Annotated in this window: 14 protein-coding genes and 3 tRNA genes; 5 read left to right on the forward strand and 12 right to left on the reverse strand. The window is 54.7% G+C overall.

Features of this window, described 5'->3' with window-relative positions; genetic code table 11:
- The first annotated feature begins 20 nt into the window (after nt 1–20).
- From mutY to R84865_RS07545, 5 genes are all read left to right on the forward strand, one after another.
- Nucleotides 21–1,124 (forward strand): A/G-specific adenine glycosylase, encoded by a 1,104-nt coding sequence (gene mutY, locus R84865_RS07525; protein ID WP_435639291.1) that lies wholly within the window; start codon nt 21–23, stop codon nt 1,122–1,124.
- Between the two features lie 87 nt (nt 1,125–1,211).
- Nucleotides 1,212–1,484, forward strand: a complete 273-nt coding sequence (locus R84865_RS07530) for an oxidative damage protection protein (protein ID WP_435638325.1) — start codon at nt 1,212–1,214, stop codon at nt 1,482–1,484.
- Between the two features lie 130 nt (nt 1,485–1,614).
- Nucleotides 1,615–1,690: transfer RNA gene (locus R84865_RS07535), tRNA-Phe, on the forward strand.
- 9 nt (nt 1,691–1,699) lie between these two features.
- A tRNA-Gln gene (locus R84865_RS07540) sits at nt 1,700–1,774 on the forward strand.
- A 33-nt stretch (nt 1,775–1,807) separates the two neighbouring features.
- A tRNA-Thr gene (locus tag R84865_RS07545) sits at nt 1,808–1,883 on the forward strand.
- Nucleotides 1,884–2,086: 203 nt separating this feature from the next.
- Here the strand turns inward: R84865_RS07545 and R84865_RS07550 are convergent.
- The 12 genes from R84865_RS07550 to R84865_RS07605 form a co-directional block, all read right to left on the reverse strand.
- Nucleotides 2,087–2,713, reverse strand: a complete 627-nt coding sequence (locus R84865_RS07550; RefSeq protein ID WP_435639292.1) for a COG3650 family protein — start codon at nt 2,711–2,713, stop codon at nt 2,087–2,089.
- Between the two features lie 196 nt (nt 2,714–2,909).
- Nucleotides 2,910–3,413, reverse strand: coding sequence for a hypothetical protein (locus R84865_RS07555; RefSeq protein WP_435639293.1), 504 nt, complete (start codon nt 3,411–3,413; stop codon nt 2,910–2,912).
- Between the two features lie 304 nt (nt 3,414–3,717).
- Nucleotides 3,718–4,041, reverse strand: coding sequence for a hypothetical protein (locus tag R84865_RS07560; RefSeq protein WP_435639294.1), 324 nt, complete (start codon nt 4,039–4,041; stop codon nt 3,718–3,720).
- A 212-nt stretch (nt 4,042–4,253) separates the two neighbouring features.
- Entirely contained in the window at nt 4,254–4,610 is a 357-nt protein-coding gene (locus R84865_RS07565) for a hypothetical protein (RefSeq protein ID WP_435639295.1), read from the reverse strand.
- A gap of 533 nt (nt 4,611–5,143) precedes the next feature.
- Entirely contained in the window at nt 5,144–5,494 is a 351-nt protein-coding gene (locus R84865_RS07570; protein ID WP_435639374.1) for a VENN motif pre-toxin domain-containing protein, read from the reverse strand.
- Between the two features lie 33 nt (nt 5,495–5,527).
- Entirely contained in the window at nt 5,528–5,728 is a 201-nt protein-coding gene (locus R84865_RS07575) for a hypothetical protein (protein WP_435639296.1), read from the reverse strand.
- Nucleotides 5,729–5,963: 235 nt separating this feature from the next.
- Complete coding sequence (locus tag R84865_RS07580; RefSeq protein WP_435639297.1) at nt 5,964–6,326, reverse strand: immunity 8 family protein; 363 nt, start codon at nt 6,324–6,326, stop codon at nt 5,964–5,966.
- Nucleotides 6,323–16,930 (reverse strand): hemagglutinin repeat-containing protein, encoded by a 10,608-nt coding sequence (locus tag R84865_RS07585; protein ID WP_435639298.1) that lies wholly within the window; start codon nt 16,928–16,930, stop codon nt 6,323–6,325. Before R84865_RS07585 ends, R84865_RS07580 begins: the two co-directional genes overlap by 4 nt.
- A gap of 122 nt (nt 16,931–17,052) precedes the next feature.
- Nucleotides 17,053–18,774 carry a ShlB/FhaC/HecB family hemolysin secretion/activation protein gene (locus R84865_RS07590; RefSeq protein ID WP_435639299.1) on the reverse strand — a complete coding sequence of 574 codons (1,722 nt, stop codon included), beginning with the start codon at nt 18,772–18,774 and terminating at the stop codon, nt 17,053–17,055.
- A 693-nt stretch (nt 18,775–19,467) separates the two neighbouring features.
- Entirely contained in the window at nt 19,468–20,604 is a 1,137-nt protein-coding gene (locus R84865_RS07595; protein ID WP_435639300.1) for a DmpA family aminopeptidase, read from the reverse strand.
- Nucleotides 20,576–21,229, reverse strand: coding sequence for a TetR/AcrR family transcriptional regulator (locus R84865_RS07600; RefSeq protein WP_435637239.1), 654 nt, complete (start codon nt 21,227–21,229; stop codon nt 20,576–20,578). The genes R84865_RS07595 and R84865_RS07600 overlap by 29 nt, the downstream gene beginning before the upstream one ends.
- A gap of 9 nt (nt 21,230–21,238) precedes the next feature.
- The gene (locus R84865_RS07605; protein WP_435639301.1) at nt 21,239–22,708 is read right to left on the reverse strand and encodes an APC family permease; all 1,470 of its coding nucleotides are present in this window, start codon (nt 22,706–22,708) and stop codon (nt 21,239–21,241) included.
- Nucleotides 22,709–22,745 lie beyond the last annotated feature (37 nt).

Consider the following 22,745-nt stretch of genomic DNA (forward strand, 5'->3'; position numbering starts at 1 on the left):
ATGTGCAAGGGGAGCCTTTCTTGACGCAACGTAAAATACATTGGGCTGAAAACGCGCTCGATCAGCGTCCAGCGCTCGAACCACAGCAGTTTTCCGCTCGTGTGCTGGCATGGTTTGACGATCACGGGCGCAAGCACCTGCCGTGGCAGCAGCAGCAAACCCCATACCGAGTGTGGGTGTCAGAAATCATGCTGCAGCAAACGCAGGTAGCTACGGTCATTGGTTACTTCGAACGCTTTATGCAGCGTTTTCCTACCGTGCAAGCGCTTGCCGAAGCGCCACTGGACGATGTGCTGCATCTATGGACCGGACTGGGCTACTACGCTCGGGCACGCAACCTGCACCGTGCCGCGCAGCAAGTCGTTAACGAATATGGTGGCGAGTTTCCGGTGGCAAGCGTTGCGGCGCTTTCTGAACTGCCCGGAATCGGGCGCTCGACCGCGGGCGCGATTATCAGCCTCTCTGGCAACGGACGCGCGGCCATTCTTGACGGTAACGTAAAGCGGGTGCTCACGCGTTTTCACGCAGTCGCCGGCTGGCCCGGCAAGCCAGCGGTGGAACGCGCGCTGTGGGAAATTGCTGAGCGCTACACGCCGACCGAGCGGGTGGGTGACTACACCCAGGCGATGATGGATATTGGCGCCACGCTGTGTACGCGCACCAAGCCTGCCTGTTTGCTCTGCCCGCTTGAGGATCGCTGCGAAGCCCACGCGCTTAGTGAAGAAACGCGTTTTCCGGAATCCAAGCCAAAGAAACAGGTGCCAACGCGGCACACCCGCATGCTAATGCTCACCACCAACGATGGTGACGTGCTGATGGAACGGCGCCCTGATAGCGGCATCTGGGGCGGCCTGTGGAGCCTGCCGGAGTTCGCTAGCGACGACGCCATCGATGATTGGCTTGACACCTACGCCCCGCGTGCCGAGCGCGATACAGCATGGTCGAGCTTCGTGCATGTGTTCAGTCATTTCCGGCTGGAAATTACCCCCGTGCCTGCCCGCGTAAACCTTCCCCCACACGGTATCGCCGATGACCGCCAGCGCTGGGTTCATCCCGCTGATATCGAGGGAATGGGGCTTGCTGCGCCGGTCAAAAAGCTGCTTCAGCAACTTACCCCCGCATAGCGCACCTTTCCGTGCCTTGCGTTGCCTTCCTGCCGCCCTCATGGTGGGATAAGCACTCAACGTGACGATGACCAAACGAGAGTATCGATAGTGGCTACTGTATTTTGTCGCAAGTATCAGCAAGAGCTGCCAGGGCTCGACTTTCCGCCGCTCCCCGGCGCGAACGGGCAGCGTATTCACGAAACCGTGTCCAAACAGGCCTGGGAAGAGTGGCAAGCGCTGCAAACCCGGCTGATCAATGAGAAGCACCTTAATCTGCTCGACCCTGAGACGCGCAAGTATCTGATGGAACAGCTCGAACGCTTCCTCAACAATGAGTCTACTGACGTAGCCGAAGGCTATGTACCGCCCAGCGAATGAAGCGGACTCAGGGGGCAAGCAGGGTGTTACAGCAGACGCTGGCTGAAACGCCTGCCACCAAGCAAAAAAAAGTCGCCAACTGCTTGACCAATCAGGAACTATCCGGTTAAATACGCATCCGTTGGCAAGGGGCCAGATAGCTCAGTTGGTAGAGCAGGGGATTGAAAATCCCCGTGTCGGCGGTTCGATTCCGTCTCTGGCCACCACCTATTTGATGGGGTATCGCCAAGTGGTAAGGCATCGGCTTTTGGTGCCGACATGCGCAGGTTCGAATCCTGCTACCCCAGCCAACCCTCGGGTTAGCGCTCACAGCGTGTGATTTAGCCGGCATAGCTCAGTTGGTAGAGCAACTGACTTGTAATCAGTAGGTCCGGGGTTCGACTCCTCGTGCCGGCACCAGAATTCAACCCCCGTAGCTCCCAGAGCTGCGGGGGTTTTTGTATTTGAAGGAAGTGTTGGCTTATAACCTGTGGGGAAATTCTTTTCCTTTTCAACCCTTTCAGGGGGCTTCACAAGGGGCACACTCAGGTCGTAAATATTTATCAATTTATTATTAATGGCTAATCTATCGCCATAATTAAATAATAAATTTTTTGTGTTTATTAGAAATTGCATTGATACTGTGTCGATGGCCGAAAGTCAATAATCTTTTTATCTATTATGTCGCTTTGTTTATCGATTAAATTTTTTCCCATAGAAGGATTATTCGGCACATACCGACTTCCATCATAATCAATTTTAACAATGCTCGTCTCGGACTCAGAATTGGTTTTAGCGTTCACAGCAAAACTTTGGTGCCCATTATGTTTTTCTTTTAATGAATATATAGGGGGCTTTACTACCGTCATTTTATTTATGATCTTGAAATTACCATCATTGTGTTTTCGCAAGACCAACATTGTACATCCGCCAGTCCCACAGTAAACATTTTCCGTTATATATATTAAAGCCGACTTCTCATCGTCAATTATGGATAGGACTGATTTTTTTTGAATTTCATCTTTTATCTTTTCGTTATACGACGAATTGCTTTCGATAAATTGAGTGAAAGTGGATGTTATTTCGTCTAGATACTTGCTATCAATATTGGTTTCGCTACATTTTTTGCCTAAAGGGGATGCTGGACTTTGAGCTTGATAAGTACTGCTACTGGAATCGTTTCTTTCACATGCATTTAGTGAAAAAATAGCAACAAAGGTAGACAGTAATAATATTATACGTTTGCCCATATTTCCATCTCCCCTGGTTCGAATTATCCTAAAATAACACCACCCAAATGATTGGTGTCAGCACTATTCATACCTGTAACTTCGATGTTAGCCTGATCCGGTGGCATAAAACCGTGCATAAGATGGACGACATTGGACTCATAGTTGTTATGAGCTGACTTTAGAGTGTTTTTTAATGCATTTTTATCATGATTTTTTATGTTTCTCCGGAAGTCATGCCAATGCATGAAACATCATCATCATTCCCAGCAATAGATACATACATTTTTGTGGCTTCCTCACTCTCGGCTATGAATGGTACTTCTATGGGCTCAGGTGGTAAGTCGATATCACGAATACCGCTTTCTAATACGCTCTTGTATTGCTTGAATATATATAAGAGCTGTTCCAGGGTTACCAGCACTCGTAACTCTTTGACATATTCACATGCTATTAATATTTTGTCCTCTTTCATCATTACCCAATGTGCGTTCCCCATACCAAAAAAACCATCAGGAGTTCGGCTTTCGGGTAGATTTGTCAATTCGCCGACCCAGTAATCTACTGATGATGGTGAAAATTGCACATCATCTGATAAAAATGCTGCAATCTCCATTAGACCATCACTTGGTTTTTGTTCACCTGATATCCATGTATCGCCCCCCACGAGCATGTAATAACCGGTATCATTCCAATAAAAAGAGATTTTTCCATCTATCATTAATTAATCCTTGCGAACAGGCCAGGCTGAGAGTTAAGCGCCAAAGCCGGAGTTCCCGGTCTCGACCTTGCTTGCTGATTGTGGTGTGGCTGTTCTCGGCTCTGGTAATCGACACGTCCTTGGCATTAATTTCGAGATACTTGCGCGCCACCACATCATTGCCGTGAATGTGATCTGATGGCCGCGCTTATGGTGACGTTATCGTCGCTGCTGCCGACCACGAGCTCACCTAGAAGTCCTGTGCGGCACCCCCCAGTCCGCCCAAACCGGATTTTTCTTCTATGAAAAGTACCTTTTCAGGCTTTTAGTAAAGCTTTGGAGTAATATAATTATAAGACTCTGGTATATCGTACCTTTCTGGAATTTTAGGTAGCTCTCCTCTTTTAGATACAATTAATTCATCCATATCATCAAATAGATCACGGAAAAAACTTGAAGTACTCAATAACGTTGGTTTCATTTGTATTAAGGCAAAATGGACAGTGATCAAATCGTTTCTTTGATAAGCGTCCTTTAAAAGCTTTAGTTCTATCTGCAACCTGGCTAAATCATGAGCGAGTTTATCCTCTAAGTTGGATGTGAAGTCACTATGCCAACCTTCAGTATTACCGGACAAGCCAATCAGCACATCTTTTATATTATCTACACAAATTATGTTAGCTTTTTCCTGTTTCCGAATCTATTTTAGTCCTGTTAATTGGGCTATCTAAGCTTCGCACTGCTTTGGATCTTTTATGCTTATGGAATACTTTTAGATTATTTTTATACAATCCATCCAGATAAAACTGATCACCTATTCCAAATATAAATTCCACTTTCTCCACCCATGAAAAGTACTGGTTAGGACTTAACAAGACTTTGGAATAATGTATCTATAAGATTCTGGTACGTCGTATCCTTCCGGAATTTCAGGTAGCTCTCCTTTTTTGATAGAAGTAACTCTTCTGTATCATCTGCTAAATCATGGAAAAAATTTGAAATACTCAACAACATTGACCTCGTCGTCGATAAAGCACACTGAGCAGTAACCAAATCATTTTTTTGATAAGAGTTCTTCAAAAGTTTTAGTTCTATCTGCAGTCTCACAAAATCATGAGCGAGTTTATCATCTAAGTTGGATGCGAAGTCACTATTCCAGTCTTCAGCATTACTGGACAAGCCAATTAGTACATCTTTTATATTATCTATACCAATCATTTCAGGCTCCTTCCTGTTCCTGCAGTTGTTTTAGGCTTATTAGTTGAACCATCTAGGTTTTGCACTTGTTTGAAGTCTCCATTTTATCAAATACTTTCAAATGATCTTTATGCAGACCATCCAGATAAAACTGATCACCTTTTTAAATAGAATCCCCTATATCCTTGGTTGCCGTATAAATAGTTTGACCTTGATACTGACGATTCGTCTTCCTGGAATTATTTTTATAGTGGTTCCAAAACCAGGCTGGCTTAGGAGTTCGCCCATATTACTAACAGAATCCTTGTTTGGTTTATAGCTGCCAGAAAGATAGACATTATCACCTTTATCCTGATCCGTTATCGGGTTGGAATACGTATTCCCGCCTGTATCTGGCGTACCGCTGCTATCCCCGGTATGGCTGGTCCATTCTGATCACTCTGGTCCGGTGTAACCAGCGTTGTTCCCTTGTGCTGATCCTGAGCTGGATTAACCAGCTTGCCGCCTGTTAAATCGTTATCCGCTTGTGGGAGTGTAGTAATTAACCCCTTCTGTCACTGCTGCTCGATAGTGTAATCATAGGCAGTCCGCTGCGCAGGTGTGAGCTGCTCTACGTCGACTCTTCCACGTAAAGCTAAACCTACTCTAAGTTGATCTTCTATGGATAACTGATTCATCGGGTTGCTTGTGTCATGGAGAGCAATACCCAGCAAAAATCCTAATCCAGCATTAACGATGGCGTTTGCACAAGCAGGAACTCGAGCACAACCGGCAATGGTTGCTTCTCCGCCTGCAATAATAAGCGCTAAATTGTTATTCTCCACCGTACGTTTGCCAGAACCCGCTGCCCGTACGGCATCGCTGGCGTTGTCGCCGGTAGCGGCGCCGACGAGTCCGGCGGCGATGTCGCTTAACTGCGTGCCGAGGTCGCTAACCTGTTACACACGATCGAGGCGGCGCTGTTCCTTCTCCTTGTCGAAAATCGGGCTGAGCGCATTCCCAGTGTGTTCCGGGTCGCGGCTTAAATTAGTCAGGTCTTGATGCTGATTGTCGCCATCTCTGATCGTAAACTGGCCTGGGTCGACGGCGGCATGGGTGGTGGGGTTGTCGTGGCTGGAGAGAAGTCGCGCCGGTGCCATTAAGATCGCCCTTGTTCACCCGTGCATAGAGCTTCGGCATGCAGACCATCTGGGGGCTATCATCGCGTAGTTTGACCGGCTTGTTGACCATGATCACTATGTCATTGGCAATCAGCGCTATTTACTCGGGGCTTAAATCCACCCTGGATGCAATGCCGTAGTGTTCGGTGAAGGTCTTGCCGTTGTGCAATGAGACTGCTGAGGCTGTCCTCACTCCTCGTCAGTTCTCCATTCTCTATTCTGAAAATTCAACAAAATCTTCGAACTCCCATTCAAACACTCTTGATAATTTTTCTCCAATTATACTCCAATTTTCACCTTCACAAGAATCTATATATTCGTTAATGGTTTTCAATATTTTTTTAGTATCATATCTGCGAACCAATAAAACATGTCGCATTAGTAAAGGTAGCCACTGGTTTTTACATAACCATTCTGGTGTGCAAATAAAAATTCTGAAATTGTCTATTCCTTGGCTTTCGGGGGGCCCTATGTATAGATCGAACCATATTCCGAAACATGTATCTTCTTCAGGGATAAATTCTTCCGCTGTAACTTCGGTTGAACTCATTTCAAAATCTTTTAATATTGCTTTCACTGCATTACTCCCATGTGGCCATTGCTGATCACTTTGCCATCTTTCATAATTTCAAAGTTTGCTTGAATACCTGTTGGATTAAACTCTTTGGGAGTGTTTCCCTTATATGCTGGCTTCCTATATTTGCGCGTGCCATCTGCACTAACCCAGCCTTTCCCCCCCTTCATAGGTTTTGCCCCATCTCCTACCCATATTTTTCCTAAACGATCAGCGTCGCCGGCTGTTCCCGTGCCTATAGAAAAATTAGGGTTAGCATTACCACTACCGTTTATGGCCTTTGCAAGTCTTGGATCTTGTTTAGCTATATTATCCAGATTTTGCCGTACCAAGTCAGTTTTAAGTTTAGGATATGTGGCAATGTTTTCCGCACCGCCTACAGGCTCAACTCTCTTCGGTGGCTTGGGCGTTCCAATGACTTTGCCGTTGGGTGCTATATTGACGAGTAGTTCTTCGCCAGTTTTGGCAGATTTCAGCGCTAGTATTCCGCTGCCTCCCGCCATGGTGACTGAATAGGCGAGTTCTGAGTACTCGGCAGGAACACCGAGTTTCTCGAGTAATTGAGCGCCTATGGTAGTTGTTGGCTTGCCTGATACTGTGGTTTGGATGCCAGAGCTGGCGCTATCCGTTCCATAGGCACCCATTAACAAGCCGGCGGCACAGCCTAAGCCGGAAGATCCAGCGCACAAGGTAGCCCCGCCTGCTATGTCTACAACACCACCTGCGGCTTGTAATGCGCCCAGCCCTCGTGTGCTCAGCTGATACTTGCCATTGGTATAGGTGGCACCGTCCAGTATCTGGTCAAGTTTGTCGTATTGGAACCCCTTGTCAGTGATAGAGGGCGTACGGCCTCCCAAAGTGACACTTGAGGGAATATCGATCTGGATATCTTCATTGGCCAGTCTTTCCCGGAGTGCGGCGTATTCAGGCGAACTGCCAGTCTCCTCCAGTTGCTTGTAGTAGGTATATTCCGCTGAGCCTTCCACGAACTGAGCCGAACACTTGGTCAGCGCGCAGGCAGCCGCCGTTAGGTCTTCTTTGGAAGCGACGCCTTGAGCGGCGAGCTTGGTGATGACCTGTTCTTCCTGAATAGTGGCCAGGCGATTATTCTCCACCGCACTTTTGCCAGAACCCGCTGCCCGTACGGCATCGCTGGCGTTGTCGCCGGTGGCGGCGCCGACGAGTCCTGCGGCGAGTGAGGTGAGGGAGCTTAGGTTGGCCTTTTCGTCGTCGGTCAGTTCGGCGACAGATTTGTGGTAGTAGCGTTTGCTGATTTCAGTGGCGAGGGCCTCGGCGCTGGTGGCGCCGGCAGCGCCGCTTAATGCGCCGTTGTCGTTCACCTCTGCGATTACGGCACCGAGCATTGCGTGCAGGGCGAGGTTGCCTTGTTCACCGAGTTTGTACTGATCGGTGGCCTGGTGGATCAGGCGGTTTAGCTCGGGCTCGGAGGCGTTGGCGAGGCCTTTGCCGATATCGCCGCTGACCAGCCCCTGCATCACTGCGGTGGCGGATTGGATCAGGCGCTGTGCGTCGCTACCCACACCGCGGGTGGGTACGCGGGCATCGACCATGTTGTCGACTGTATTGGCGTAGGCCGTGCGCTGGGCATCGCTGGCGTCGTCGCCGGGCGGGGTGATGCCGCGCTGTTCAAGCTCGTCCTGCACCTTGTGGCGCTCGTTGATGCGCGCGATCTGGTTGTCGGTGGCGACGATGTCGCTGAGTTGCGTGCCGAGGTCGCTAACCTGTTGCACGCGGTCGAGGCGGCGCTGTTCCTTCTCCTTGTCGAAGATTGGGCTGAGCGCATTCCCGGCGTGTTCCGGGTCGCGGCTGAGCGTGCTGACGTCCTGCGTCTGCTTGTCACCCTCCCTAATGCTCAACTGGCCCGGGCTGACGGCGGCATGGGTTGTGCTGCTGTCGTGGCCGGAGTGGTTGGTGGTGTTGAGGTTGGTCGACTGCAGGTTGCTGACAAACTGGGTGACCGCGCCACCGCCGGTGCTGTAGCCCATGCCGGAGTGGCTGACCTTGTAATCGGCATTGTTGTCGATATCGCTAAAGCCGAGCGTGCCGGTGCTTAAGTGGTTGTTGCTGGCATCGCCGGTGGAGGCGATCACGCCGCCATTAAGCTGTGTGTGCTGGCCCACATTGACGTCGAAACCACCTTTGCCCGCGTACAGGCCAGATTGATTGGTGACGCTGTGGTAGTCACTGTGCATGTCGTCGTGGCCGGCATTCACACCACCGCCGAGTATGCCGGGGCCTGCGCTGGCGTTGATGCCGCTGCTCTTTTGCTTGCTATCGAAGCGTTCGCGGTCCTGATCGCTGGTGATGGTCAGGTTGCGCCCGACATCGGCGGTAATCTTCTCACCACTCACCTGAGCGCCCGCGAGTGTGGCATCGCGACCGCTGGTAAGGCTGACATTGCGGCCACTGTCGATGGTGGTCTGCTGATGGGAGAGGGCGTCGGTATTTTCATGCCCTTTACCCTTGTAGCCAGAAGCCTGTACGCCGTAGCCTATGCCGCCGCTGCCGACACCAGCGGTCATGCCGATGCTGCTGCCGCTGGCATGATTGCTGCTGGTTTCCGTGTGACGGTTGTCGGCGCTTTCCAGCACGATATCGCGCGAGGCGGCAAGGTCGGTATCGCGGCCAGCCTTTAAGGTGGCGCCTTTGGCATGAATATCGCCATCGCTGGCATGAATGTGTAGATCACGCCCGGCACTCAGGGTACTGCCGGAAGCGGTCGTATCCTGCACGCGCTGTTCACTGGAGGACTTGGAATGGCTGAAGCCGGCGTTCACGCCAATGGTGTTGGTGTTGCCGGGATCGTTGCTGCCACGCGCCTGATCCAGTTGTAGCGCTTGGCCGGCCTGTACCCCAGACAGAGTCGCCTTGGTCGCCATCAGTGCGCTTAGCTGGTTATCCTGCTGGTGTTGGGCCTGATGCAGCGTTTGCAGCGAAGTATTCAGTGCGCCACCGGCGGCCCCGCCGAGTGACACGCCGAAGCCGGAGCTTTCGCTCTCGACCTTGCTGATGGCGGTGTGACTGTTCTCGGCGGCGGTAATCGCGACATCCTTGGCGTTAATGTCGAGATCCTTGCCGGCCACCACATCACTGCCGTGAATAGTGACCTGATGGCCTGCGCTCATGCTGACGTTGCCATCACTGCTGCCGACCACGCTGCCTTGCTTGATGTTGCTTTCGTCACTTTGCGTGGTCTTCTGCTTCGACGTGCCCACTGAGAAGCCCAGTGCGCCACCGCCCAGCCCACCCAAACCGGATTTTTTCTTCTTCTCGATATCGAGCTGATGATCCGCCTCATCGGCAGTATCCAGTCGAATATCATGGCCAGCCGCCAAATCGGCATCGTGAGTGGCGGCGATGTTGCTGCCATGCAGGCTCAGATCATGCCCAGCGGTCGCCGTGACGGTATCGCCCGAGACCGTGCTGCTCAGCGCGTGGGTCTGGTCGTTCTGTTGGTAGATATCGTGGGTAGTGCTCGACATGAAACCGTGGTTCTTCCAGTGCGCACGGTTTTGCTGATGAAACTCCTCCTGGCCGCTGTCCAGATTGATGTCATGACCGGCCTGCATCTCGACGCCGTCGCTGGCGGCCACATTGGCTGCACGCAGGTTCATGTCATGCCCAGCGCTCAGTTGAATATCGCCGTTGGCATTAATGGTGCTGCCGACCTCGCTGGATTGCTGGCTGCGATCAAAATCCTTGCTGCCGCGGGTATAGTCGGTGGAGTGCCGGGTGGCGGCAGTATTCAATACCAGATCGTTGCCCGCGCTTAACGTGGTGTGGCTGTCGTTACCGGCATTGTTGAGGGTCGTGGCGGTCAGCGTCAGGTTGTTGCCCGCACTCAAACTGAGTTCGCCCTTGTCATTGCTGACATAGAGGCTTGCAGGGCGTTCCAGCCAGGCCTCTGAGCCTCGCTCATCGCTGGCGGTCAGGCTGGTTAAGTCATGGCCTGCCTGTAGCGCCAACTGATCTTCGCCCTTCAGCTGGCCGCCTGTATTCACCAGATCGTGGCTTGCCAGCAGTTGGGTGCTTTGGCCGCTGATATCGCCGGTATTGACCAAGTCATGCCCGGACAGGCGGGTAAGCCCACGGCTGCCGATGGCGCCGCTGTTCAAGATATCGTTGGCGGTAGAGACCTGCACATCGTGGCCGGAGAGCAGCGCGCCGGTGCCGTTAAGATCGCCCTTGTGTACGCGGGCGTAGAGTTTCGGCACGCTGACTGTCTGAGTGGTGCCATTGGGCAGTGTCACCGGCTGGCTGACCATGATCACCATGTCAGTGGTCATCAGCGCCATCTGCTCGGGGCTTAGGTCGACCCCAGGCGCAATGCCATATTGCTCGGTGAATGCCTTGCCGTTATTCAACAGCGCACGGTACTGCTCTTCGTCGTTGTTGTAGCCGTCTAAAAAGCGCTGACCAGTAGCGTGCGTCACTTGATCGCGCACCAGTGACTGCTCGTAGTAGCCATCGCCCAGACGTTTTTGCAGCTGGTCCTGGCCGTATACATCGAGGCTGCTGACGCTGCCTTGGCCGCGCGTGAAGCGGGGGTCGGTTTCCACCAAGTAGTGGCTATCGCTGCCCGGGTGCAGCTGATACAGGCTGGCATCGGGCAGCGTCACAGGCCCATCGACGCTGCGCACTACCCAGTCGTTGGTCGCGGCGCTGCCGTGCAGGGTAGGGGAGTCGCCATCCGTGGTGGTCCCGCGACCGTCACTGGGTGTGTGCTCCAACTGATCAGTGCCGGTTAAGTTGCCGTCGTGAGCCTCCAGTGTCGGCAGGTCCACTTCGGTCAGGCTGATCGGGCTGCTGCCCTGGTTCAGCGCTGGAGCGCTGCCCACATCACTGGCGCTGCCTTGCTGGCCGGTCGGGGTTTGGCGTGCATCCACTGCCACGCCTGCGCCGGCACCCTGGTGCTCCTTCTGTGTCGCCAAGTGCAGCGGTACTTGCTGTTCTTTGGTTTCCGGCTGGTACTTATCCAACCCTTCGAAGTGGGTGTGCTTGTGCTTCTTGCGGCGGCCGCCGCGCATGCGCACGCCATCTTCGCTGATCTGCTGCTTGACCTCGGTGTCGTCGTTATGGACCGCACCCTCGATATCCAGCGTCTGGCCGGCCACGATCTGGCTGTCCTGATTGTGCAGGTCGCCTTTGACCAGCAGGTTGCCGCCGCTGCGCATCACCGCGCTATCCTGCTGAGTGACCTGCTGCTCTTTCACCGTGCGCGTATAGCTGAACACATCCATGCGCTTGCCGGCGTCATTGATACCGGGCAGGTGATAGTAAAGGACGTCGTCGTCGTTGGGGTACTTGTAGATATAGGCGTAGTCGTCCTGGCCGGCGCTATTGGTCATCTTGACCCGATTTCCCTGCTCATCCAGCAGGTAGCTGCGGCCTTGCGCGTCGTAGTTGAAGTCGACCCAGTAGGTCTGGTGCTCGACCTTGTGCCAACTGCCATCAATGCGGTAGCGCTCGCCGTTGGTGCGCCCGCAGGCATCCACCCAGCGCTTGCCGGAGCACAGCTCCACATCGAGTATCTGCTCAGGCTCGGACACCGCGATAAGCTCATCGCTGACCTTCAGGTGGCTATCGCGGTTAGTGATCTGGGTGGCGGCCAGTTGCAGGTTGCCCATTGCCTCAATGGTGGCGCTGTCGTTGGTCAGGCTGGCGGCGTTGCCGCTTAAACTGCCGGCTTCATCCAACTGGCCACCCACACCCATATCACCGGCGCTGTAAATCAGGCCATGCTCACGGTTGGTCAGGCTATCGCCGGCCAGCAACAGCTGCTCGCGTGCGGCAATGGTGGCGGCCTCGCCATCCTCACTGTCGTTGGTCAATGTGCGCGCATCAATCGCCAGTTGATCGCCATAAATGCGCCCGGTGCCGGTGTTGTGCAGGCGATCGGTGGTCAGCCTGACGTTGCCGCCATCGATAATGCCGCGGTTGTCGATCGAGCTAGCTTCAAGCCGCGTCGTGCCCGCATTGATATCGCCGCTGGCCTGGTTATCCAGTGCGCCGCTACGGACGGTCAAGGTGTCACCGGCGTTGATGGTACCGCTGTTGGTGAGTGCGTTGCCGTGGCTATCCAACGTCAGATCGTGATTGGCCGCCAGCGTGCCGCGTTGATCGAGTGCTGAATCCAGCGACACCGCGAGGTTACCTCCGCTGGTGATGCGCCCGCTGTTGGTCAACTGGGCCAGATCTAGCGTGGCATCGCCATTGGCCACGACATCGCCAGCGCTGTTATCCAACTGCAGCGTATGGTCTGGCTGGCCCAGTTGCAGGTCGCGCTGCGATGAGATCAGTCCGGCCTGGTTATTGATGCTGTCAGTGGCTTGCGTTTGCAGGCTATCCACTGCACGCAGCGCGCCGTTTTGGTTGTCGAGTTGACGCGTATTCAATAACAGCGTGCCGGCCTCGATGCCGTGGCCGTCGCTGCGGGTGGCCTGGTTGTTCAGGGTCGGGGTGGTTAGCGTCAGCCTGTGATCGGCTTTGAGTAGACCCTCACGGTTATCGATCTGCTGGCGGGCGCTCACGTTGCCATTATCGCTGGCGTATAGCTGGCCCTGGCGGTTGTCCAACTGGTCAAGCTGAACATCCATGTCGGTGCCCGATAGCAGCCGGCCGTGCTGGTTATTAAGCGCATCGCCCTTAAGCGTCAGCCCTTGGCTGCCCTGGGTGACCCCGTCGGCGCTGTTGTCCAACGTGCCCGTGGTCACCTTCAACGGACCATCGGCGAGTAGCTGGCCACCCTGGTTGTTAATGGCGCTACCCTGGTTATCCAGCGTAAGTGCGCCGCCGGCTTGTAGTTGACCGTGACTATTATCGAGGCCGTGAGTGGTGAGGTGAGCATCCTGCGCGCTTGAAATCACGCCGTGCTGGTTAGCCAGCTGCTGGCTTGAAAGCATCAGGCTGTTGGCAGCCAGCAGGCCATTACCGTTGTCCAGATCACCGCTTGCCAGACTTAACTGGCCGCCGCTGCGCAGGCCGGTAGTGGGGGAGTTGGTGTCACGGTTATCGAGCGCCTGGCCGTGGGTATCCAGGCTCAGCTGTGAACTGCCCTGCACCAGCCCGGCCTGGTTATTCAGCGCGCCGCTGTCCACGTTAACCTGATCGCCCACCACGCGGCCCTGCTGGTTCGTCAGAGAACCAGCCTGCAGCTCAAGCACCTGTTGCGCACTCAGGGTGCCGTGAGCATTATCAAGCGCATCATCGACGTGAACGTTAAGGTTGGCCTGCGCCGAATTCAGCGTGCCGTGCTGATTGTTCAGGCTGGCTGCGGTGGCCTTCACCGTCTGGTTGCTTTGCGCCACACCCTCACTGTTGTCGATATTGCCCGTGGCGCTAAGCGTTAACGGGCCCTGGAAAGCGGTGATCTGGCCGCTCTGGTTATTAAGATGGGCACCGCTCAGGGTGACCTGTTTGCTTGCTTCCAGCTGGCCCTGCCGGTTGTTGATATCCGCTTGAGTGATGGCGCTAATGCCACCCTCGGTGGTCACTAGCGTGCCCTGACGGTTATTGAGCTCACGTGCCTTCAGCGTTTGATCGCTTAAGCTTTCGATGCGCCCGCCCTGGTTCGTCAGGCTGCCTTTGGTGGTCGCGCTCAGGCTCCCTTGCTGGCTACTGATCAGGCCGTTTTTATTGTTCAGGTTGTCGGCGGTCAGCTGTAGCGCACGGGTGCCAATCAAACTGCCGTCGCTGTTATTGATATCGCCACTGCTTTCAAGCATCAGCGGGCCGTCCGCAGCCAGCAGCTTGCCGTGCTGGTTATTCAGCCCAGCGCTCTTGAGCGAAAGCTGTTTGGCCGCTTGTAGGGTGCCGTTTTCATTATGCAGTTGGCCGCTGAAGTCAAACTGCGCATCGCCCTCACCGGCGCTAATCAACCCGTGCTGATTATCCAGCGTGTCGCCGCTTAAACTGACGTGCTGATCACCGCCCAGGTAGCCTTCGCGGTTGTTAATCGCTTGCGCATCCAGCGCGAGGGTGCGGGCGCTCAAGCTGCCGGTGGCGTTATCGATGCGGTCGGCATGCAGAGCGATATCACCACCGCTCAGAATGCCCAGTCCATCAGCGTTAGTGTGGGCGTTATCAAGTTCACCGCTGGCCACCTTCAATGCGATCGGGCCATTGCTGGCGATGCGGCCTCGTTCATTATTCAGACTATTGGCGGCCAGTGTCATGCCCTGGTCGGCCTCGATGCGGCCCTGTTGGTTGTTTAGGCTATCAGCGGCCACTTCCAGACGCTGGCCAGCCGCGATGCGGCCTTTGCGGTTATCCGCATCGTCCTTTAACGAAAGGTCAGCCTTACCCCGGCTGGCGCTGACCACGCCATGCTGGTTATCCAGCCGGCCGGCGTTGAGCACCACATCTCGGCCCGCCTGCAATTGACCATGCTGGTTATTGATGGCTTGGGCGAGGCTGGCGTTGAGGCTGCCAGCTACCGCGGTAAGTTGGCCATTCTGGTTGTTTAGTCCCGCGCCCTTGAGCGCGACGTCGCGCGCGCTTTCGATAGTGCCGTGTTCATTGGTGATCTGGCCCTGCTGATTCAGCGCCACATTGCCGCCACTGGCCGAGATCAAACCGCCGCTGTTATCAAGCTGGCCGCCATCAAGCGTCAGGCTACCGCGGCTGACCAGTTTGGCGTCGCGGTTATCAAGGCTATCGCGGGCGCTGATACGCGCTTCGCCGCTGCCGGTTTGCAGCAGTTGGCCGCGCTGCTGGGAGAGCTGCTCGGCCTGCACCTTGATGCTGTCGCCCTGGCTGATGCCATCGTCAAGGTTGAGCGAGTGGCCGCTTACGTTAAGCGCCTGGCCGGCAATCAGTTTGCCGTGCGCACCCGCCAGCTGATCACTGTCGATGCTGAGGTCGCCGCGGTCGGTGCCAATCTGGCCGGCCTGGTTATTCAGTGTTTGGCTATGTAACGTGAGATCGCCGCCGCTTGACAGCGTACCGCCATGGTTGTCGATATGCTGGCTAGTCAGCGTGAGGCCCTGCTGGGCGCGCTGTTCAATCAACCCCTGCTGGTTATCGATCGCGTTGGTAGCATTGATGGCGAGCTGCTCGGCGCTTAACGAACCGCCTCGGTTGGAGAGCTTGCCTTGGCTGTTGAGTTGGGCGCTGGTGGCATTGAGCACTGCGCCATCGGTGCTAATGTCGCCCTGTGTCGCGGTAAGACTGATGTGCTGAGCATTGTTACGGCTGTTGCTGATATCCAACGCACTGGCGCTGACGTTCAGCGCATCGTGGCTTAACTGGGTGGCGTGGCTGGATAACTGGCCGCTGGCCGTCAGACTTAAATCGCCCGTGCGCGTGGCGTGCCCCGTGTCATCGATGCCGGCACCAAAGGCACTGCCGCTGTCGGCGTTAATAGCCGCCGCCTCCACCTGGGTATTAGCGCCCGCGGTAATGGCGCTGCCACTGGTGCTGTGCAACTGACCATCGGCGCTCAAGTGCAACGTATCACCAGCGTGCAGGTTGCCGTGGTTGTCCACATCGCCGTGGCTGGCTACGTTCAGCGCCTGCGCCGCGTTAATCGCGCCGCTGTTGGAAAGGCCCTGGCTTTGAATGTTGGCCGCTTGGCTGGCATACAGCGTGCCGCTGTTGCTGAGTTTGCCGTTAGCGTCTAACTGAAGGTCTCCGGCCAGTGCGCCGATTTCGCCAGCATTGCGTACCCCGACGCCCTGTTCGGTGCCCACCAGCGTAATGCTATTGGCGTACATGCCGCCGAGGGCTGCACTGTCCAGCGCAAACTGCGGGCGTCCAGCGGCATCATCGGCGAACACCTGAGTCACGTTGCCTTCGGCATCGGTCTGGTTGTGGCCCAGCGTTAGTTTTAGCTGATTGGCCTGCAAGCGGGCATTCAGGCTGACTGCACGCCCAATCAGGGTGGTGTAGTCGGCGCCAGTGGCATTCATGCCGTTGCCATCAAGGCTGAGATTACCGCGTTCCACCCGATAGCCGGCGATCCGGCCGTTTTCAATCTGCGCCTGGCCGGCTGCTAGGGTGGCACGGTTGACATTGATAAAGCCGCAGCCGTTGCAGTGGATGCCAGAGGGGCTGGCGATAATCACGTTGGCCTTGTGCCCGGCCACTTCGATGAAGCCGTTCAACTGGGCGGCGCGCGAGTTGTTGACCTCATTTAAAATGGTCGAGGCCTCGCGCTTGCCGAGCCACGGGTTGCCATTGATCTTGCCGGCCAGTTGGGTATTGGCGCCGTGCCGGCTGTTGTTCAGAATGACGCCCTTTTGATCGACATCAAACTGCTGATAGGTATTGTGCGACAGGCCCTGGGCGTTGGGCGTGCGAATATCGACCTGCGGCGTGCCGTTGCCGGTGCGGTTGATGGTGGGTTGCTGATTTTTCGGGGCCTGATGGTCTGCGGCAATGTTGGCCGCCAGCAGTAGTGGGCTGGCCGTAAGCGTCAGACCCAGTAACAGCGTCTGAGTCGCCAGCGCAAATGGCGGGCGTGCGCCCACGCTACCGCCCCGCCGACGCGATGACGTTGATTTGTCGGAAGCTGAGCTTTGTTCGGATACCGCCACCAGCATGTGCCTTGTACGGTTGAACACAAGGCGGAAACACTGTTTGTTCATGGTGTTGTTCCCGGGCGGAGTGTCGCCCTGCTATCTGATTACGACCTTAACCGTGTTGGCTGAATAGCGTTACATACCCGCTGGGTGACATAACGTGGCCTGGCGCGATCGTAAAAAAGCCCTTAGTACTGCCAATTGGCACTGAAGTTGAAAGTCACTGAATCGGTTTTGAAACCCTTGGGCTTCATCAGCGGCGTACCCAGCGCGGCGTCATAACTGATATTGACCACCGGCAAAGCGCCGCGCATGCCGATAACGGCGCCGGCCAGTTGGTGTCCCAGTTGGGTTGAACCATCGCTGTGGCCCCCCACGCGGCCGTAATCGGCGCCCGCGTAAAGCTCTTGGTTGGGCAGCGGGGTGGCCCACGCCAGCGTGTTTTGCCAGTAAAAGCCGCGGCTGGCACTTAAACTGCGTTCGCCATCGAAACCGCGTACCGTCCAGCGGTTGCCGATCGCCAACTGATCCGGCGGTGTCAGGGGGCGCTTGCTGTGCTGATAAATCAGATTGGTCTGGTAGCTAAAGGTCTGTTCGCCAAGCTCAAACGGTAGGGTAAACGCGCTGTTGAAGGTCAGCGTGCGGGTTTTGTCGGTGGCCCTGAAGCCCGGAACATCATCGGATTCATACGCGGGCAGTGCGCCGAACCAGCGCACCCCATGCTGGTAATCAAGGCCCGTGTCCAGCGTGGCGCTGCCTAGGTAGTGACGGTGGTTAATGCCGAATTGAAGCGCCGTGGTTCGCCGCTTTTGTACATCCACTTCGCTGTGATCGATGTAGTTTTTGATTTGCTTGAAGTTGATACCGCCGCTCAGCGTGGTTTTGCCGCGCGCACTGCGCTGCACCACGCGGCTCAGGCCGGTATACAGATTCTGTGTGGTACCGGAATAGCGAATGTCATCGGCGTAACCGGCAATGGTTTGCACGTAGTGATAACGGCTGGCGGTGGTGTCCCACTGCCAGTAGCCGACCGGCACCGAGTAGTGCAGGGTGACGTTACGGGTGTCCTTGCCATGCTGGAAGGCCAGGTCGTTGCTGGCCGAGATATAAAAAAGGTCGCTTAGGCGCAGCGGATTATCCAGCGCCAGCATGGCACCGCCCTGAGTGCGCCCGGTGCTGCGAGTGCCGGTATTGTCGACCCAGCTGGACAGGCGCCAGAAGCGGGTCTGGTGGCGCTCGATGACGACGTCGCTTTCACCGGGTTTATCTCCCGGCACGATTTGCATGTTGGCCTTGACCGTGGGCAGCCCCTGCAGGTTCTCAAGGCCCTGCTCAATCGCACGCAAGTCAAGCAACTCACCCGAATGGTTGGGAATGGCGGTCGACAGCAGCGCGTAGGTGTCGCTGCCGTTGGCATAGCGCAAGTGGCGCAGAATGCCCGGCACCAACTCGAGCTTCAACGTCCCCTGCACCAGGTCCTGCGGTGGCGCCAGCACGCGTGACGTTATCCAGCCATGCTCGGTCATGCGGTTTTGCAGCCGCCGCATCAACTGATTAATACCTTGTGCCCCCAGGCACTGGCCCTTGGCCTGATCCACAATCTGCTGCGGTGAAAACCAGAACGGGAAGTCCTGCTGGCCGCTTAATTCCACCTTGCGAATAATGAAACAGGGCGATTCGTGCGGGAAGGGCGCATCGGCATCCTGCGGGGCCGTCTGCGTGTCACGAATATCCGGGGCGCTGGGCGTCAGCTGTTGTTGGAGGGCGCGCTGCTGCGACTGAATGTGCTGCTGTTGCTGATTGATGGGTAGCGGTTCGGCTGCCGTTGCTGGCGCATCGTGAAAAACGGCAGCAATCATGAACAAGTTAACTAATGGGGCCAGCAACACCAAACGAGAGGAAGCGCTCATGTAAGTAATGAAAAAATCAAGTCAGTAGTTAAGCTGCGAAACGTCCAGTGAGTAGCGCGGACGCACAAGATTTTATTGCAATAATCCCCTGAACCGCGGTCAGCAGAATGGTAATAAAGGGCCGCTTTCACGATTATCCTGCGTTAGCGGGATACTGCGAGCCACCTCCTGGCCGAAACTGCTGAGGGCTTCGGTGAACGGTTAGAGTGAGGATACCGCTGACACTGGGCTACCGTCTTTTCTGCTAAACGTGCACCGAAGGCGCAGCTGTCCTAGCGTGGGGTTTGAGGAGTGTAGCACTGTTATTTGATATTTTAGCGATTAATTTTTTCTGGCGAGTGGAACTAGCCGATAATCGTCGCAATAGGCTGATTTATCTATATGTATTACGTTTAGTCACGTAGCGAGACATGCTATTGCGATGCATCAAAATGCAATGCGGAAAACGAGCAGATAGCTCACTGGCTACTAAAATCGACCGACAACAACCGTAGCTGGGGGTTGATGGCCTGACGCCACACCAGCGGCTGAGCACAGTCGCATAAGTTTTACTTTTCAACCTCGTTAAAAACGCGAGGATTATCATCCATCAGTATGCTGGTTTTCTGATTCTCCATGGAATAAAGCGCTAACTCGCAAAGCCGCCCCACAGCTTTCGCTGAAGGGCGGCGAGTAGAGTAGGGCAGTGTCTATTTATGGCTTGTTAGAATCAGTTTCAAAAGCAGCCCGAACCTCTTCGTGGGGCAACGCATAGCTGTAGTGTCCATCGCGCCCGCTCATGTCTTCTGCCGCTACCAACGCATTGACCACAGCTTCTTCCACGGCTTCCACCACGGCTGCATAGAAGGGATCAATACCCCCCCAGGCCAGAAATTCAATGGTCTCCGTTGTCCCTACAGGCGTGCCCATTTTGGAACCGAGCGCACCCGCGTTCGCGGTAGAGAAGGCCAGGAACAGGTCGCCGGAAAAATGGCTGCCAGTGGTGCCGGTACGCGCGAGTCCAAGGGGGACACGTCGTGCGAGGGCACGGCATTGTTCGGGCAATAGTGGGGCATCTGTCCCAATATAGACAATAACGCTTCCTGCACCGGGGGATGCGTGGTGTTCTTCGCTGGTTTCCTGCTCCAGCCAACGATCTGTTTCGATGGGACATGGCTTGGAGGAGCTACGCCCCAATGGCTTCCCTTGTATACGCAACTCGTGGCGCGACCCGAAATTGGCCTGCATCAGTACGCCGACCGTCCATGTTTTCGATTCAGTTTTAACGAGACGCGATGCCGTACCGGTCCCGCCCTTGAAACCGTAGCAGTTCATGCCGGTGCCTCCCCCGACATTACCCTCTGCGACAGGGCCGCTACTGGCCTGGTCCAGGGCCGTTATGACATGCTCAGGCGTCACCAGATCCGCATTAATCGAGTTCAGGTATCCATCCCAGGTTTCACCCACAACCGGCAACATCCACTGTGCCGCCGCCTTGGGGTGGTGTTGGGCCATCCAGCGGTCAATACCCCGGTGCACCGGGCCGACCGAGTGTGAATTGGTGATGGCAAGCGGCGTCTGCAGTTGCCCTGATTCTTCAATCCATGCACGTCCGGTTAGCTCGCCATTGCCGTTTAACACCGCAATGCCGGCAGCGCATGGCACGTCGGCCTCTTTGCGTCCACGAGGCAATATGGCGGTCACCCCTGTGCGTGCCACAACAGGCCCGTCGTCTTTGATGGTAACGAATCCGACTTCGACCCCGGGAACATCAGTGATTGCATTATTGGGGCCCGGTACACCGTCAAACTGAATCCCGAGATCACGGGCACGTGGTTTTTGTTTGGACATGTGCAGCTTCCTCGTCATCAAAACAGAACAGATCACAACCCAACGCTAGTGAGGCAAAACTCAAGGTATTGTGCAGATAATGATCACGTTTATGATTATCACGATCCATCAGATACAAGTCATAGCCGTCCTCCAGCGCCAGGATGTTGTCAGCGATAACATCAGCAGCCAAACGAAGATGAAAGTGTCCGGAGGCCACACCTTTATCGATAACCTGACGGTACAAGCTGACCTGTTGCGCCAGGTAAAGTCGCAATAAAGCACAGTATCGAGGCTTAGCCTTCATCAGAGGGGATATCTCATAAATAACACGCAGGTTTTCACTGATATGGGCAGGAATACCATGTTGAATCAGCAGCCATAAGCATTTTTGCGGATCGGGCTCTCTTTCGATAAGCACTTGACGGCGCCTGATAAATTCATCCATGGCACCTTCAATGGCCGTGTCAATCAGATCGTCAAAGCCATCGAAATAGTACAGAACACTGCCCACACTGACCTTTGCCTCTTCCGCCACAACACGTACATTGGTGCTTGAAAGACCGCGTTCGCCCATTATCTTGCGTGCTATCGACAACAGCGCTTCACGACGTTGCTCGTATCGCTGTTTTTGTGTGTTGACCATGAAATATCCTTAGCCGTCGAGTGCCAGTTCGTGCATGGGGCGCGTCAATTCTGAATAGTGTTTGGGATGATAGCGTTTTAATAACAACCCTACGATGATGCCCAAAATGAATACGATCGGGACAACAGAAATCATCACCCAATTCCATCCGCCCTCAGTGCCCGATACCAGATCAAAGTGGAAAATGATGACCAAGAACGCGCTGATCAGTCCTATGGCACCCAAAATAGGAGCAACTAGCACGCGGCAGACGCTGTAACCACGGCGGTCTTTCCAGAAAAATCCGATGACTGATACAGCGGCTACTCCCTGCGCAAAAATCAGTCCAACCACGCCGATCGCGTAACTGCAGAGTCCAAGGCCCAGCAAGGGATCCGCTTTGTCGAGTACGCCCGAGATAATGGAAATTAGGGATACCATGGAAAGCGCAATACTGGCGATATGAGGTGACAGCATTTTCGGGTGTGTTTTCGCAAAGACGCGTGGGAGTAATCCCTCTCGGCCCAGCGAGAACAGGTAGCGGGAACACGCATTGTGTATAGCCAATACACAGGCGAAATAGCTGGTGATGATCAGAATTTCCACTACAACGCTTGCCCAGTTACCCAGCGCATTGTTGCCGGCAATGAAGATCATCTGGTCGTAGTCATCTCCCCTGGCCAGTGCCATTACGCCGTCGGGACCAAAGGCGACCGTCAGGGCCCAAAAGGTAAAGGCATAAAAACAGGCCAGGAAGGCAATGGCGATATACGTGGCCCGAGGCACTGTGGTTTGCGGTTTTTTGGCCTCTTCTGCGTAGATAACGGTGCCTTCGAATCCAAGGAATGCGCCGAAACCAAACACGAACAGGGCACTTGTTCCCTTGTCCATGAAAATATTGCGCGGATCGAAAGAAACGGCGGTTGCGATAGCAACACGATGGCCATGCTCGATAATTTCAGTGACTGAAATCAATAACAGAATACCGACTTCAGCGGTAAGCAATACAGCCAGCACTTTGGCGCCGACATCAATCCTCCAATAACTCAATACAGATACCAGCACCACTGCAGAAATGGCCCATACACTCCAATGCCCCTCTATGCCGATCAGGTGTTCAAAGGAAAGGTTGGTGTAAAAACCTAATAAAGCGTAAAAACAAATACAGAGTAAGGCATACGCCACAATGGTAACGAATGCCACTCCGATACCTATTGGTTTACTCAGCCCGGCAGCAGCATACGCGTAAAACGCACCTGCGTTGCGTACGTAGCGCGACATGGCGGTAAACCCCACTGCAAACAGAATCAACACCATACCGCTGGTGAGCATAGCGCCCGGTGCGCCAAGGCCACCGAAGCGAAATGAAAAGGGGGCAGCAGAGACAGCAACTGTGAGGGGAGCAGCGGCAGATACCACAAAGAATACGATATCAAACGTAGTGAGCTTACCGATGGCGAGATGCTTTGTACCATTCACATTATTATTTTCTACAGACATAACAGCTCCCAGTGGTGTATGGGCACCCACTAAATGG

Origin of the sequence: Carnimonas bestiolae (genome assembly GCF_051251145.1) — a bacterium.
Taxonomy (GTDB): domain Bacteria; phylum Pseudomonadota; class Gammaproteobacteria; order Pseudomonadales; family Halomonadaceae; genus Carnimonas; species Carnimonas bestiolae.

Excerpts from the sequence above, each read along its gene's own strand:
- R84865_RS07565 (WP_435639295.1), bottom strand. The coding sequence starts at position 4,610 with ATGATTGGTATAGATAATATAAAAGATGTACTAATTGGCTTGTCCAGT.
- R84865_RS07605 (WP_435639301.1), bottom strand. The coding sequence starts at position 22,708 with ATGTCTGTAGAAAATAATAATGTGAATGGTACAAAGCATCTCGCCATC.
- R84865_RS07575 (WP_435639296.1), bottom strand. The coding sequence starts at position 5,728 with ATGGCACCGGCGCGACTTCTCTCCAGCCACGACAACCCCACCACCCAT.
- R84865_RS07555 (WP_435639293.1), bottom strand. The coding sequence starts at position 3,413 with ATGATAGATGGAAAAATCTCTTTTTATTGGAATGATACCGGTTATTAC.
- R84865_RS07585 (WP_435639298.1), bottom strand. The coding sequence starts at position 16,930 with ATGAACAAACAGTGTTTCCGCCTTGTGTTCAACCGTACAAGGCACATG.
- R84865_RS07550 (WP_435639292.1), bottom strand. The coding sequence starts at position 2,713 with ATGGGCAAACGTATAATATTATTACTGTCTACCTTTGTTGCTATTTTT.
- R84865_RS07600 (WP_435637239.1), bottom strand. The coding sequence starts at position 21,229 with ATGGTCAACACACAAAAACAGCGATACGAGCAACGTCGTGAAGCGCTG.
- R84865_RS07590 (WP_435639299.1), bottom strand. The coding sequence starts at position 18,774 with ATGAGCGCTTCCTCTCGTTTGGTGTTGCTGGCCCCATTAGTTAACTTG.
- R84865_RS07595 (WP_435639300.1), bottom strand. The coding sequence starts at position 20,604 with ATGTCCAAACAAAAACCACGTGCCCGTGATCTCGGGATTCAGTTTGAC.